This window comes from Sphaerisporangium album (assembly GCF_003323745.1).
GTDB lineage: Bacteria > Actinomycetota > Actinomycetes > Streptosporangiales > Streptosporangiaceae > Sphaerisporangium > Sphaerisporangium album.
In genome coordinates this window covers 106,519-121,842 of the sequence record NZ_QOIL01000023.1, presented here as the reverse complement: position 1 = coordinate 121,842, position 15,324 = coordinate 106,519, and the positions used below count along the sequence as shown (strand labels likewise).

The following is a 15,324-nucleotide window of genomic DNA, read 5'->3' as shown; positions in this document are numbered from 1 at the left end:
GCCTCACAGCGGTTGCCTTCCACCCTAGGCCGACCGGAACAGTAGTGCGTACGGAAGCGGGTCACCGATACCCGAAAGCAACCCTTATGACTGTTTCATTCAGTCACTCTTTGTGGCGGCCGGCACGTGGACGGCGAGCACCGTGACGTCATCGTCCTGCTCATACCCCGCCAGCATCCTGTCCACCAGGAAGTCAAGCAACATATGGGGATTTCCTAGGACTTCAGGGGGTGCCTCGGCGACGACCGACGAAAGCTCCGCCAGCCCGGCGTCCAGGCCGCGCTTTCGGTTCTCGACGAGGCCGTCGGAGTAGAGCACCGCCGTGTGCCCCGGCGGGACGCAGAACCGGAACTGCTTGCGGACGGCGGGCCAGCCCAGCGGCGTGCCGGGCTCTCCGTCGGACAGCACCGCGTTACCCTGCGGCGATACCAGCAGGGGCGGCGGGTGACCGGCCAGGGCGAGGGTGCCCTCGCCGGTGCCGGGTTCGACGACCATGTAGGCCAGGGTGGTGACCTGCTCTTCCTCCTCGGTGGCGTCGAACACTCTGTCAAGACCGGTCAGGACGGCGGCGGGCGGCGGGTTGGTGAGCGCCAGGGCCCGCATGGCGTTGCGGATGCGGCCCATGCCCGCCGCGGCCTTGACGCCCTTGCCCATGACGTCGCCGACCACGGCCGCCACCCGGGCGTCCTGGAGCACGAAGGCGTCGTACCAGTCGCCGCCGACCTGGACGTGCCTGCTGCCCGAGCGGAACCGCTGGGCCAGCACCAGCCCGGGGATCACCGGCAGGCGGTCGGGCAGGAGGCTGCGCTGCAGCGTCTCGGCCGTGCGGTGCTCGCGCTCGAACAGCGTGGCCCGCTCCACGGCCAGCGCGCACTGGCCCGCCAGGGCCTCCAGGAACACCCCGTCCTCCTGGGAGATCTTGTACGGGCGGGTGAAGGCGAACCGCAGCGCGCCGAGCGCCCGCCCCGCCGCCAGCAGCGGAAGGCCGACCCAGGCGCGCTCGTCGCTGTGGGCGAGGAAGCCCGCGATCACCGACTCCTCGGCGCCGGCCTCGACGAGCTGGGCCTTCAAGCTCTCGGGAGACTCGGCGAACACCGGCCTGCGGCTGTTGACCGCCATGGTCATGACGCTGGTCTGCGAGAGCGGGATCTCCTCGCCGGCGGACGGCATGTCGGGAAGGCCGCCGCTGTTGGTGAGCTTGAGCGCGGCGCGGTCGGTGTCGAGCAGGGCGACGGCCGACCTGTCGGCGGCCAGCGCGGTGCGGCCGACGTCGATGATGACCTGGACTACCTGCTCGACCGTGAGGGCCTCGGCCAGCTGGGCGGTGGCGCCCTGGAGCCGGGCGGTGCGCAGGGCGGCGGCGCCGAGCTGGTCGGTCAGGCGGCCGCGCATCTCTTCGGCCTCGCGCTGCGGGGTGACGTCGCTGTTGGCGCCGACCCACTCGATGACGCGGCCGAGACGGGTGATCGGGACGGCGCGCACCTCGAAGTGGCGGTAACCGCTTGCCCGCGTGCGGACGCGGTAGCTCCACTCGAACATCGTGCGCCCGCGCAGGGCCTCGCGCCACGCCTCGTCGGCGGCCGGCCGATCATCGGGATGCACGGCGTCGAGCCAGCCGTAGGCGAGGTACTCCTCCAGGCTCTGGCCGGTGATGGCGCGCCACTGCGGGGCGTCCTCGACGACGGCGCCGTTGGGCGAGGTGATCCACACGAGCTGCTGCTGGGACTCGACCAGCGAGCGGTAGCGCTCCTCGCTGCGCCGCAGTTCCTCCTCGGTTCGCTGGCGCTCGGTGACGTCCACGCCGATGAGGGCGACCCCGGCGAGGGCGCCCTTGTCGCCGTGGACGGGGTAGAACGAGAGGCTCCAGTGGCGCAGCTCGCCGGCGGGAGACATGCCGCGATAGCGCTGGTCGCCGCCCGCGACGGCCCGGTGCTCGTCGACGACTCTGCGCAGGGCGCCGTCGACCAGTGCGGAGAGATCGGCGGACAGCAGCTCGGAGGCCGTGCGCCCGGCGTGCTCGTCGAACGCGACGCCGCTGAGGTCGGCGAAGCTCTGGTTGACCCTCAGGAACCTGGCGGACGTGTCGAAGAACGCGAAGGCGAACGGCGCCTCCGCGAGCAGGCCCTCCAACAGGGCGGGGTCTGAGATGTCCACACCCGACTCCCGGGGACGGGGCACGGAGGTTTCGGCGCTCATGGTCGGCACCTCCGTCGCGTGCCAGGGTCTCCCACGAGGCACATCTCCATAACTGTGATTGGTAGCGCAGAACTGCACTACATCATCGGTGATGGGCACGCGCGGACGGAAGCCCCGGCCGCGATGCGGTCAACGCATCCTGTCAAAAACGCGCCGCGGTGTGCAGCGAGATCGGCCCACTTTCTCGACCCCCGGCACGTCGCGCGCCGGGAGACCACCAGCTCGATCAAGCCGTCACCTTCCCGCCGTCCCCGCCGTCGTCGAGCGAACGGTACCGTTTCCGTGCCGGGCGGCACGGGCTCGCCCGCGGTCCGGACGCGCTGGGCACCAGCTTCCCACGATGAGGGGGTCTGTGGTGCCGGATGTGCCGGGTAACCCTTACGGCGCAAGGGGTTGACAGCTGCGTGATACAGGATGGAATGAGTACGCACGCTCCCTCAGAGGCCTGGTCCGGGGGATGGATGCCCCCCGGCTCACCGGAGGATGCGAAACCGCCCATGCCTGCTCTTGCAACGCGCCAGACCGGACCCACCGCCGAATCGCGACCGACCGGACCGCGCGAGATCCGGTCCCGGGCGGCCGGGCCGCCGGGGCACGTCAGCGAACGCCTGTCCCACGAGTTCGTCACCGTCCCCGCCGAGACGGTGGACCGGTGCGTGGAGGACGTGTGGGCGTGCGCCGCCCACCTCGGCGTGGACGTCACCACGGCCGTCGTCGAGCGCATCGCCCGCGAGCGTCTGCTGGCCGTCGCGGGCTCGGCGCCGCTCGTCGCCCCGCGCGGGTGACATCCATCCAGACCCCGAGGTGACACTCCCGTGCGCCCCGGCGTGCCGTAACCGGGGCCTTCGGGTAACAGCGGGGTCACCACACGGCGTTCCGTGCATCCTTTGGGCCCGGAATGCGAGAAGGTAAGGGGCGTGAGCCGCCGACGACGCCGAGACCCCAGGGGGACCCCGCCGCCGGACGACGTCTTCGCCGAGATGCTGGTGGCGGCGCGTGAGCTGCTGGCCGTCCGCAGCCCGCTGGACGCCGAGCTGATGGTCTCCGACATGCTGGGCGCCTGGTGGGGCCGGCGGCTGCGCCGCGGCGACGTCGAGGAGTTCCTCGGCGAGGGCCTCGTCGACTACGCCGCCAAGGCGGGGACGCCCGCCGCGCTCACGCTGCTGGTCGCGGTGGCCTATCTGGGCACCGCCCGGCAGGCCGCCAAGGCCGAGGGCGCCGCGCTGGCGCTCATGGAGTCGGACGTCGCCCGGCCGCGCTGGGCCGAGCGCGTCGGGGCGGTCAAGCCGCAGGGCTGTTACGTCTCCAGGGACGCCTACGGCGACCAGGACACCGTGGTGTGCACCTTCGCCTACCGCGGCGTCCCGCGCACCGCTCCGGCGGCCGTGGAGGCCGCGGCCGAGGGCGCGCAGGAACCCAAGGGCGACGCGGGGCCGCAGGGCCCGGCCGAGGATCCGCACGCCCTGGTGGTGATCGTCGACTACAACATGCGCGGCATGGCCCGGGACGCCTGGGTCTCCTCCCAGGTGGACACGCTGCTGGAGAAGGCCGGCATCGAGGCGGCGGGCAATCCGATGCTGCGCTTCGAGGAGCTGGAGCCCCAGCAGGCGCGGGCCCTGCTGGAGTTCGCGATGAAGGCCACGGCCGAGACCCTGGGCCGCCGCAGGTCGACCAACGTCGTCAGCGACAGCTACAGCGCCTACCACGCCTTCGCCAGGGCCCGCATCAAGGCGCTGCCGCCGGGCCGCAAGCGTCCCGCCCCGCTGTTCAGCGAGGCCCCGTACAGCCGCGACCGGCGGGCGATGCTGGCGGCCGAGTTCCTGGCCTCCGACGCCGCCGAGCACCTGTCGGACCCCTCGGCGGCCTCGCGGTGCGCCGACCACATCATCGACTACGGCTGCGACCAGGACTTCAACCGGCCGCTCCGGGTCAGCCCGACCAAGTGCGAGACGTTCCTGCTGGACTGGCTGCCGCGCAAGGTCCTCCTCGACCCCGCCGAGCAGGACGCCATGCCGCACGTCCTGCTGTCCTGGGTGCGCTTCGCGGCCCCGAGGACGGGGCTGCCCGACGAGGGGCTCCGGGCGACGCTGGACGCCGTCTACGAGGCGATGGGCCGCTTCACCGAGGCCTACCGCGATCCGACGACGTTCGGTCTGGACCGCTCCCTCGTGCGCAGACTGCTCCCCGACGGCGATCTCTCGGCCCTGCCGCGGCGCGCGTTCGCCTTCCCGTTCCTGGACGGCACGCGCGGCGAGGTCGACCTGTCGTCCCTGCGCCCGGCCGAGGACGCCGACCGGCGCGTCCTGCTGGAGATCGACCACGCCGCCGAGCGCGACCGGCCGGACTTCGCCGAGCATCTGGCCTGGCACGAGGAGATCGCGACCCGCCTGTGGAACGGCGATCCCGAGCAGATGTGGGAGGCCGCGCAGCGGCTGCTCGACCTCGGCCACGACCGCCACGACGTCCTGCACGTGCTGATGGAGATCGCCGAGCGCATCGGCGACCACCCCGACGAGCTGGCCGCCGCGCTGGACGACATCGCCGACATCCCGGACGAGCCTCCGCCCGCGCCCTAGCCGCGCCGCCCGGAGGCCTGGAGGTCAGCGCAGGAAGCCGATGTCGGCGTATTTCAGCGTGTAGAAGCCCGGGGCGCCGATGTTGGCCAGCGCGGAGTTGACCCCCCAGTTCTGCGGCCGCTGGTACAGCGGCAGCACGTTGACCTTCTGCCAGATCAGCCGGTCGGCCTCGTTGGCGTCGCCCCGCGCCCGTTCGGGGTTGAGGTCGGAGGACGCCCGCCGCATCGCCAGGTCGATCTCGGCGGAGCCGGACCTGCCGAAGTTGGCGTTCCACTGGACCTTGCCGCCCGGGCCCTTGGTGGCGTCGGCGTAGGTGCCGTAGCTGCTGGAGATCGGGAACGGCGTGCCGATGTAGGAGAACGGCGCGATGTCGAAGTTGCCGGGGATGATGTACTTGGCGAAGAAGTCGTCGCTCGGGACGGACTGGATCGTCACCTTGACGCCGATCTTGCCGAGCATGGCCTGGGTCAGCTCGGCCTCCCCCTTGCTGAGCGGCAGCCCGGACGGGATCACGAACCGCACGCCGAGCTCCCTGCCGGCCTTGACGCGGGTCGGGCTGGCCCGGTGCCAGCCGGCGGCGTCCAGCATGCGCTCGGCCTTGGCCGGGTCGTACTTGCCGAGCTCGCCGGCGTTGTCCCGGTAGCCCTCCTGGGTGTTCATGTAGAAGTGGTTGTTGAGCAGGGCGCCGTCCCAGCCCAGCCCCTGCAGGTCGGACCGGGTGATCGCCGAGCGGTCGAGACCGAGGGCGATCGCCTGCCGCACCCGGGGGTCGGCGAGGGCCGGGCTCTCGCCGTTGAAGGTGAAGTGCCGGAAGTCCGGGCCGGCGGCCTGCCGGATGACCGCGCCCCTGGCGTTCCTGGCCCGGGCGTAGTCGGGAGCGGAAGGGCCGACGTCGAACACGTCGAGCTCGCCGTTGGTGAACGCCCCGACCAGCGCGTCCGTGGCCAGCGACCGGTATATGATCTTGTCCAGCTTGGCCCTCGGGCCCCACCAGTGGTCGTCGCGGACGATGGTGATCGTCTTGGCGGTGGGGTCGAACCCGCCGAACCTGAACGGCCCTGCGGTCACCGGGACGCGGTTCAGCCAGCCGGTGTTGAACGCGTCGGGCGTCGCGTTGGTCGACTTGGGGTACAGCGGCCAGAACAGCGCCTGCCACTCGCTGAACGGGTTGTCGAAGGTCACCAGCACCTCGTGGTCGTCCCTGCCGCGCTCCACCCTCCCGATGTCCTGGTAGCCGGTCGTCGCCGCGACGTGGAAATCCAGGTTGCGGCCGCTCAGGGCCTTCCACTGCGCCTGGTAGTCCTGCCAGGTGATCGGCCTGCCGTCCGACCACCTGGCCTTGGGGTTGAGGCGGTAGGCCACCACCTGGCGCGGGTTGGTGGCGATCACCCGGGCGTCCAGGACGTAGTCGGTGTTCGGCACCGGGGTGGCCTTCTCGTCGGAGCGGAAGGCGGCGGGCATCAGGGCGTCGATGACCTTCTTGACCTCGGCGAGGTTGCCGTCCACGTGGTTGAGGTTCCACTGGGTGGGCGACTCGGTGATGCCCCAGCGCAGCGTGCCCCCGTCCCGGACCCGCTCGCGCGGCGCCGGGTTGATGTCGAAGGCCTTGATGACCGCGGGCACGCGGGCGGGGGCCGCGCCTCCGGCGCCCTTGCCCCCGCAGCCCGAGAGTGCCGGCGGCGCGGCGGCCGTGAGCAGGGCGAGCGCGACGGGCACGCCCACCGTCCGGACGCGCCCGCGGCGGCCCGCCGGCGAAGGGCCGCCCGTGCGGGGCTTCGGGGCTTGTTCCACGTTCTCCTCCAGAATGGGCCGATCGGTAGGTCTCGCTCGCGCCGCCGCTAGACGACGCCGAGCTTCTCCGCGTAGTGGCAGGAGGCTCCGTGGTCGCCCTCCAGCGGGCGTACGGCCGGCTCCTCCTCGACGCAGCGAACGCGCTGCGCGTCCGTGAGGACCTTGAACTTCGGGCACCGGGTGCGGAACCGGCAGCCGGAAGGGGGGTCGGCGGGGCTCGGGAGGTCGCCGTCGAGCAGGATGCGGCGGCGGCGCCGCTCCTTGTCGGGGTCGGGGATCGGCACGGCCGACAGCAGGGCCTGCGTGTACGGGTGCATCGGCGCCCCGTACACCTGGTCGGCCCCGCCGATCTCGGCGATCCTGCCGAGGTACATGACGGCCACGCGGTGGGCGATGTGGCGGACGACGGCGAGGTCGTGGGCCACGAAGAGGTAGGACAGCCCGAGCCGGTCGGCGAGGCCGGCGAGCAGGTTGATCACCCCGGCCTGGATCGACACGTCGAGCGCGGACACCGGCTCGTCCAGGACGATCAGCTTGGGCTCCAGGGCGAGCGCCCGCGCGACGGCGATGCGCTGGCGCTGGCCGCCCGAGAAGTCCTGCGGGTAGCGGGCGGCGTGGGCGGGTTCGAGCCCGACGAGCCTGAGCAGGCGGCGCACCCGGGGGCCGGTGTCGGTGTAGCCGTGGGTGACCAGGGGCTCGCCGACGATGTCGTGAACGGTCATGCGGGGGTCGAGCGAGGCCAGGGGGTCCTGGAAAACGACCTGGAGGTGGCGGCGCACGGCGAGGCGGTCGTGCGGGGTGAGCGCGGCGGTGTCGCGCCCGAACACCACGACCCGGCCCCGCTCGGGCCGGGCGAGCTCCAGGATCTCCATGAGCGCGGTGGTCTTCCCGCAGCCGGACTCCCCCACCAGGCCGAGCGTCTCGCCCTCGCGGATGTCGAAGGAGACGCCGTCGACGGCGTGCACGGTGCCGACGCGGCGCCGGAACACCGCGCCCTTCGTCAGCGGGTGGTGCTTGACCAGCCCGTCCACCTCCAGGACCACGGCGCGCCCCTCACGGGGACGCGGTGGGGGCACACCGGGGTAGGCACCGGCCGCGGCGGTGGGGACGTCCTCGGGCGGGACGGGCCGCGGCTCGCCGATCTCGCCGGAGCGGACGCAGGCGGCGCTGTGACCGGGGGCCACCTCGGCCAGCGGAGGCTCGGCCCGGGCGCACGCGGGGATCGCCATGGGGCAGCGAGGCTCGAAGGGACAGCCCGGCGGCAGCGCGGCGGCCGAGGGGGGGCTGCCGTCGATGGGGACGAGAGGGACGTCCCGGCCCGCGTCCAGGCGGGGCACCGAGCCGAGCAGGCCGATGGTGTAAGGCATGCGCGAGCGGTGGTAGACGTCGCGCACGGTGCCCGCCTCGACCCCGCGCCCGGCGTACATCACCAGCACGCGGTCGGCGATCCCGGCCACGACGCCGAGGTCATGGGTGATCAGGACGATGGCCGCTCCGGTCTCGCGCCGGGCGCTCTTCAGCACTTCCAGGACCTGGGCTTGGATCGTGACGTCGAGGGCGGTGGTCGGCTCGTCGCAGATGATGACGTCGGGGTCGTTGGCGATGGCCATGGCGATCATCGCGCGCTGCCGCATGCCCCCGGAGAACTCGTGCGGGAAGGCCCTGGCCCGCTGCCGCGGGTTCGGGATGCCGACCAGGTCGAGCAGCTCGACCGCGCGCTCGGCCGCGCGCTCCCTGCTCACCCGCTGGTGGACGCGCACGGCCTCCGCGAGCTGGTCGCCCACCCGGTAGACCGGCGTCAGCGCCGACAGCGGGTCCTGGAAGATCATGGACATCGTGTCGCCCCGGACGGCGGCGAGTTCCTTCTCGGGCGCGCCGAGCAGCTCTCTGCCGTGCAGCAGGACCGAGCCGCTGACCTTGGCGTGCCTCGGCAGCAGGCCCATGACGGCCAGCGAGGCGACCGACTTGCCCGCTCCGGACTCCCCGACGACGCCGAGCACCTCGCCCGGCTCGACGGTGTAGCCCACCCCGCGCACCACCGGGACGTCGCCGAAGCGGACCTCCAGGTCGCGGACCTCCAGCACGGGCGCCGTACCCGTCGCCGTGCCCGTCGCCGTGCCCGTCGTCATGCGCTCCCCCTGCCGCCGGGGTCGAGCGCGTCCCGCAGGGAGTCGCCGACGAGGTTGACCGCGAGGATGGTGACGACCAGCCCGCCGGCCGCGAACCAGAACGTCCAGGGCGCGTAGAGGGCCGTCCGGGAGCCGTCGGCGATCAGGCCGCCGAGCGAGACGTCGGGCGGTTGGATGCCGAACCCGAAGTACGACAGCGTCGTCTCGGTGAGGATGGCCGCGCTGACGTTCAGCGTGGCGTCCACGACCAGCAGCGAGGCGAGGTTGGGGATGACGTGCCGGTAGATGATCTTCGCGGGCGGCACGCCCATGAACCGCGCCGCCTTCACGTACTCGCGTTCCTTGATGGCCTTGGTCATACCCCGGACGATCTTGGAAGTGACCATCCACAGGAACAGCGCCAGCATGATCACGAACAGCAGCCACCGGCCGCCGGCAAGCAGCGGCGACATGATCGCGAGGATCAGGAACGCGGGAAGGACCAGCAGCAGGTCCGCCACCCACATGAGCGTGCGGTCCGTCCAGCCGAGGAAGTAGCCGGCGACCGAGCCGACGGCCGCCGCGACGCCGGTGGACACCACCGCCACCAGCAGGCCGACGATCAGCGACTTCTGCGCGCCGCGCATGGTGACGGCGAACACGTCCGAACCGGTCTGCAGCGTGCCGAACCAGTGGGCGGGCGAGGGCGGCTGCATGAACGCCGAGAAGTCCATCTCGGTGTAGGACCACGGGTAGAGCAGCGGCCCGGCGAACGCCAGCAGGAACATCAGCGCCAGCAGCGCGAAGCCGAGGCGTCCCTGGCCGGTGGCGAAGAACCGCCCGGCCACGACGCGCGTCCTCGACGGGACGCGGCCGTGCCCGACGTCGGCCGCGACCTCGGCGAACTCCTCCTCCGGGAGCGTCATCATCTAGCCCACCCTGACCCTCGGATCGAGGACGGCCTGGAGCACGTCGGAGGCCAGCGACGCGGTCAGCACGGCGAGCGCGGCGAAGCAGCTGATCGCCGCGACCATGTTGACGTCGTTGGAGCGGATCGAGGCGACGAGCTCCTCCCCCATGCCGTGCCAGCCGAAGACCGACTCGGTGATCGTGGCGCCCACCAGCAGCGAGCCGAACGTGAACGCGAAATAGGTGACCGCGGGGATCAGCGCGGTGCGCAGCGCGTGCTTGACCAGGGCGGTGCGCCGGCGCAGCCCTTTGGCCATCGCGGTGCGGACGAAGTCGGCGTCCATCACGTCGAGCATCATGTTGCGCTGGTAGCGGCTGTAGACGGCGATCTGCCCGACCGCGAGCGAGAGGGTGGGCAGGGCGAGGTGCTTGACGCGGTCGAGCACGTCCGCGCCGACCCCGCCCTCCAGACCCGGGGTCTCCTCGCCGCTGACCAGGAAGACCTGGACGCCGAGATGGTCGTTCAGCCAGACGGCGGCGATGATCAGCATGTTGGCCAGCACGACGGTGGGGATGGCGAGCACGAGGAACGCGGTGACGGTGGACAGCCGGTCGAACCAGCCGTACTGCCGCACGGCCGCCAGCGCGCCGATCAGCACCCCCGCCACGCCGCCGATGACGAGCCCGAGCAAGATGAGCCGCGCCGTGACCCCGAGGCGCCGACGCAGCTCGGCGTCCACGCGGTCCCCGTTCCACGTCCTGCCGAGGTCGCCGCGCGCGACGTCCCCGGCCCACCGGAGGTAGCGCTGGATCAGCGGCGTGTGGTCGTTGAGGTTGTACAGCGACAACTGGGCGTCGATCACCGCGGCCGGCGGGCGGGGGCTGCGCCCTTCGTAGTTGGAACGCGGGTCCAGGGCTAGGGCGGCCAGGATGTAGGCCAGGCTCGTGGCGACGGCGATCAGCACCGCGTAGTTGACCAACCGGCGGAGCAGGAAACCTGCCATCGCCCCCCTTCCGCCGATCACCGAGTCTGTCCGGATTCGCAACCGTCAGGGCCGCACCTCGCGACCCTGTGTGCCCATCCTGCTACATCTCGTAACCGTGCGGTGACAGGAATGTGGTCAACCGGGCCGGGTGTCGGCTCAGACCGCGTCGAGGACGACCCGCCGGAGCGGATCCGGAAAGCGATCCAGGGGGAAGCGGCGGCTCCTAGCGGTCGGCCAGCTCGTCCACGGCGGCGCGCACGTCGGCGCTGGTGATCGTGGTCAGCTCCTCGGCGCTGGCGTTCCCGCCGCGACCGGCCAGGCGGACATCGCGCCCGAGCGCCGCACGCTCGAACAGCGACCGCGCGAAGCGGCCGTTGCCCAGCTCGTCGATCAGGCCCTCGGCGCAGACCCACGCGAACACGTCGGCGAGGTCGCGCTCGGCGGAGGCGTCGAAGCGGTCTCCGGCGCCCCCGGCCAGCAGGCCCGCGATCTCGGTCAGCTCGGCGGGACTGTAGGACGGGAACGTCACGCGCTGGTTGAACCGGCTGGCGAGGCCGGGGTTGGTGGCGAGGAAGCGCTCCATCTCGGAGGCGTACCCGGCGAGGATGATGACCAGCCGGTCGCGGTCGTCCTCGGCGCGCTTGAGCAGCGTCTGGACGGCCTCGGTGCCGAAGGCGTCCCCGCCCTGGTAACCGCTGTTGACCAGGCTGTAGGCCTCGTCGACGAACAGCACCCCGCCGAGCGCGCGGTCGACCAGCTCGTTGGTCTTGATCGCGGTCGCGCCGAGGTGCTGGCCGACCAGGTCGGCGCGGGACGCTTCGACCACGTCGGGCCGCGAGAGCAGGCCGAGCGCGGCGAAGACGCGGCCGATCACCCGGGCCACGGTGGTCTTGCCCGTGCCGGGCGGGCCCACGAAGACGAAGTGCCGCATCTGCGGCGGCGCGGGCAGGCCCTGCTCCTGGCGCATCCGCGCGATGCGGAGCTGGGCCGCGATGGCGCGGACCTGGCGTTTGACCGGCTCCAGCCCGGCCATGCGGTCGAGGTCGGCCAGGGCCTCCTCCAGGCTCGGGGTGGCCTGGTAGCCGCGGAACCGCGCGGTGATCTCGTTGAACGCCTTGGTCAGGTCCGCCGTGGTGGTGGTGACCAGGTCCTCACGGCTCGGCGCGCCGCCCGCGCCCACCACGCGCACGTCCCTGGCCTGCGCCGCCGCCTCGATGAGGCTGCGCGCGAAGCGGGCGTTGCCGAGCTCGTCGATGAGCCCGCGCCGGTGGACGTCCTCGAACAGGCCGAGCAGGACGCCGGGGGCGTCCGGCGACAGCCGCTCGCCGCGCCGGACGGTCAGGAGCTGGACGATGCGCAGCAGCTCGGGCGGCGAGTACGTCGGGAACTTGATCCGGGTCGAGAAGCGGGACGACAGGCCGGGGTTGGAGGACAGGAAGCCCGCCATCTCCTTCTCGTAGCCGGCCAGGATGATGACGAGCCGGTCGCGGTCGTCCTCGGCGCGCTTGAGCAGGGTCTGCACGGCCTCGGCGCCGAAGCGGTCCGGCTGGCCGTCCCCGGAGTTGATCAGGCCGTACGCCTCGTCGACGAACAGCACGCCGCCGAGGGCCTGGTCGATCAGCTCGTTGGTCTTGATGGCCGTGGCGCCGAGGAACTCGCCGACCAGGTCAGCGCGCTGCGCCTCCACGACGTACGGGGTCTCCAGCAGGCCGAAGGCGTAGAAGATCTTGGCGACCGTGCGGGCGACGGAGGTCTTGCCGGTGCCGGGCGGCCCCACGAAGACGAAGTGGCGCATCGGCTGCTCGGTGGAGTAGCCCGCCTCGGCGCGCAGCCGGGACGCCTCGATGGACGCGGCGATCGAGCGCACCTGCTCTTTGACCGGCTCCAGCCCGATCATGCTCTCCAGCTCGCCGAGAGCCTCCTCGACGGAGATGGGCGGCGGCGTGACGGCCTCGGACGCGCCGGCGCGCTCGGGGGCGCCGTCGCGCGCGCGCTGCCTGACCTGCGCGGGGGCCTGCGCCTGCGCGGCGGCGGCCCGGCGGCGCACCTGGTTCGCCTGCACCAGCCGGTACGCCAGCACGGCCCCCGCCACGCCGTACGCCGCCCACAGCGCGATCCGGGGCGAGAACGTGGCCACGGCGAAGGTCACCATGGCGGCGGCGCCGAGGGCGGCCAGGGTGGTCACCCACGGCGTGACCCACCGGATCAGGTGGGCGAGCCCGCCGGTCAGCACGCCGAGAAGGATGAACAGCGTGGGCAGCGCGGAGTTCGGCTGCACGTAGCCGCCCATCACGACCATCACACACGACCACGCCACCACGACGAGGACGGTCGCGGCGGCGCGGGGAAAGCGCAGGGTCAGTTCGGCGTAGCCCAGGAGTAAGAGAACGGTGACGAACGTCGGGAACGACCAGCCGAGGAGGACCGTCAGGACGGCGGCGCCGATGAGGACGGCAGCGAAGATCGCCCGTCTCGTCCCACGGGAGAGCTGGAAGTAACGTATTCGGACGCGCTCGAACGCGTCACGGGCCGCGGCGCGCCCCGCCGGCCGGGCCCTGTCGGAGTCCCGCATTTTGCCTCCCCGGTCGCCTCCCGGTTATACCGCACCGGGGCCTTCGGCGCGCGTCCCGGGCGTTGTGCCCTTTACCGCGCGCCGCGCGACCATGCGCGCGAGCGGCGGCGGACCGGGAGGCGGGTGAGGCGGTCAGGATCGGCGGGGGGCGGCGCGGGCCTCGTGGCGGCCGGGGTACTCGCCGACCAGGACGTGCTTGGGGGTCACGCGCAGCACGTCCTCGGCGGGGTCGGCGAGGGCGATGCCGCGTATCTCGGCCCAGAACCTCCGTTCGAGGGGGTCGGCGACGAACACGGCCACCCGGGGGTCGCGCTCCGCCGCGGCCCAGGCCTCCTCCGCGGCGATCAGGCGCAGGTCGCCGGACGCGCTGACCGAGGTCACGGCGCCGACGGCGAGGGTGCGCGGCCCCGCGGCGTCGGCGTAGGACAGCACGACCCCGCGGGAATAGGTGAACGCGCGCCGCACCTCGGGGCTGAGACCCACCGACGGGCTGACCTCGCCCGGCAGACGGGGGCCACAGCCCTCGCACGGGATCAGCGAGGCGCGCCATGGTCCGGCGGACCCCCGCCACCAGGCACGCGCGGAGCGCACCGCGACGGCGAGGATCACGACCAGCAGCGCGATCGCCACCGACCACCAGGCCCGCTCGCCGGCCACCGGGTGCGCGCCCAGGGTCGGCGCGCCACCCGCCACCACGAGGGCGACCGAGGCCAGCAGCAGGAACGCCATGGCGGTCGCCAGCGGCCAGTCCGCGCCGAGGACCGCGCGCAGCCGCGTCCGCAGCCCGCCCCGCCTCCACACGTAGAGCATCGCGACGGGGACGAGCACCCCCGCCAGGGCGGCCCGCCGCTCGCCGAGCGCGGGCGGGACGACGGCGAGGGCGGCGACGAGGAACCACAGGCGCGCGGCGACGATCCACAGGGTGACGCCGGTGTCGCGCAGGCCGACCCGCTCGGGCGGGACCGCCGTGAACTCGGCGAGCGCCCGCACGGGCCTGCCCCGCCAGGCCTCGGCGAGCCCGCGGAACAGCAGCACGGCCACCCCGTTGAACAGGACCAGGCCGAAGAGCCCGGCCCAGAAGGCGCCGAGGACGTCGTCCCAGCGCACCAGGGGTGAGGCGGCGGAGACGAGCGGGACGACCTCGCCGGCGAGCGACCAGGCCGGCAGGGTGGCCAGCGCCGCGACGTAGGCGGCCGTCGCCAGCAGGGTGACCGACACGGCCACCGCCAGCCACAGATCGCGGGCGAGCATGCCCGCCACGTACCGCCACACCGTGATCTTCCTGGCCTGCCGCACGGTGACCGCCGCGGCGAGGACGAGCACGGCCGCGCCGGCGACGCGCGCCTCCGTCCGCAGGCCGTACCAGAAGGACAGGACGGCCACGACGGCGAGGGCGATCGCGAGCAGGGGGCGCACCTGGCGCGCCCACAGTTCCAGGGCGCGGCGGGCACGGCCGGTCTCGCGCGGGTCGACCTCCCAGGTCGGGTCGTGGTGGTCGCGGGGACGGTCCCAGCGCAGGAAGGTGAGGCCGAGGTTGATCCGCGCGCCGGGGTGGTCGTCGTCGCGCCGCAGCGCGGCGCGGTAGGCGGCGGCGGCCTGGTCGTGGTCGCCGCGGACCAGGGCGAGGTCGCCGATGAGGACGTGCGGGTCGGGCTGCTCGGGCGCGAAGCGTACGGCCTTCTGGGCCTGTGCCCACGCGTCCCTCCACCGGCCGGGGAGCCGGCGCAGGGCCGAGCCGAGCCTTAGCCGCGCGGCCCAGGAGCCGGGTGCGAGCCGGACGGCGTCCTGAGCCGCGACGACCGCCTCGGAGTCGCGGCCGAGGCGTTCTAGGGCGAGACTCATCAGCCGATGTCCCCATTCGCCGTCGGGATCACGTTCGACCGCCTCGCCGGCGGCCTCCAGTGCCCCCTCCGGCTGGTCGCGTGCCAGCCTTGCCACGGCCACCACACACCATGCCCGGGGATCGGAGCGGTCTCGCGGGGATGGCACCGGAGAGGGATCGGACTCACTGGTGTTCCCCACGCCGTCATGGTCTGTTGCGGATCACCGATTGCCTAGATGCCGGACATATACCTATAGCTCTCTAGAGAGGTCTGGATCGCCCCAGGTTGAACAGGGTTCCCAGGAGCCTCTTGAGACCGGGTGCGCGGCCGCGTCCGCTCCCCGTCCGGGCCGACACGCCAAGA

Annotated in this window: 9 protein-coding genes; 2 read left to right on the top strand and 7 right to left on the bottom strand. The window is 72.8% G+C overall.

Translation table 11 applies throughout. The features are described 5' to 3' along the window. Positions 1 to 99: 99 nt before the first annotated feature. On the bottom strand, positions 100 to 2,196 hold the full coding sequence (locus tag DQ384_RS32390) for a SpoIIE family protein phosphatase (RefSeq protein ID WP_114032724.1): 2,097 nt from the start codon (positions 2,194 to 2,196) through the stop codon (positions 100 to 102). Between the two features lie 497 nt (positions 2,197 to 2,693). Here DQ384_RS32390 and DQ384_RS32385 point away from each other — a divergent pair, with 497 nt between their 5' ends. Continuing rightward, entirely contained in the window at positions 2,694 to 2,981 is a 288-nt protein-coding gene (locus DQ384_RS32385) for a hypothetical protein (protein ID WP_245966935.1), read from the top strand. A gap of 195 nt (positions 2,982 to 3,176) precedes the next feature. Beyond that, positions 3,177 to 4,772, top strand: coding sequence for a hypothetical protein (locus tag DQ384_RS32380; protein WP_114032676.1), 1,596 nt, complete (start codon positions 3,177 to 3,179; stop codon positions 4,770 to 4,772). Positions 4,773 to 4,796: 24 nt separating this feature from the next. On the opposite strand, the gene DQ384_RS32375 is transcribed toward DQ384_RS32380, so the two are convergent. The 6 genes from DQ384_RS32375 to DQ384_RS32350 form a co-directional block, all read right to left on the bottom strand. Next, entirely contained in the window at positions 4,797 to 6,563 is a 1,767-nt protein-coding gene (locus tag DQ384_RS32375) for an ABC transporter family substrate-binding protein (protein WP_245966934.1), read from the bottom strand. Between the two features lie 47 nt (positions 6,564 to 6,610). Beyond that, on the bottom strand, positions 6,611 to 8,692 hold the full coding sequence (locus tag DQ384_RS32370) for a dipeptide ABC transporter ATP-binding protein (RefSeq protein ID WP_114032675.1): 2,082 nt from the start codon (positions 8,690 to 8,692) through the stop codon (positions 6,611 to 6,613). Further along, positions 8,689 to 9,597 carry an ABC transporter permease gene (locus tag DQ384_RS32365; RefSeq protein WP_114032721.1) on the bottom strand — a complete coding sequence of 303 codons (909 nt, stop codon included), beginning with the start codon at positions 9,595 to 9,597 and terminating at the stop codon, positions 8,689 to 8,691. Before DQ384_RS32365 ends, DQ384_RS32370 begins: the two co-directional genes overlap by 4 nt. A gap of 3 nt (positions 9,598 to 9,600) precedes the next feature. Beyond that, complete coding sequence (locus DQ384_RS32360) at positions 9,601 to 10,584, bottom strand: ABC transporter permease (RefSeq protein ID WP_114032674.1); 984 nt, start codon at positions 10,582 to 10,584, stop codon at positions 9,601 to 9,603. A gap of 205 nt (positions 10,585 to 10,789) precedes the next feature. Then, positions 10,790 to 13,138: an AAA family ATPase gene (locus tag DQ384_RS32355; RefSeq protein ID WP_114032673.1), complete on the bottom strand. Its 2,349-nt coding sequence runs from the start codon at positions 13,136 to 13,138 to the stop codon at positions 10,790 to 10,792. A gap of 132 nt (positions 13,139 to 13,270) precedes the next feature. Continuing rightward, positions 13,271 to 15,076, bottom strand: a complete 1,806-nt coding sequence (locus tag DQ384_RS32350) for a CHAT domain-containing protein (RefSeq protein ID WP_147268969.1) — start codon at positions 15,074 to 15,076, stop codon at positions 13,271 to 13,273. Positions 15,077 to 15,324: the final 248 nt, after the last annotated feature.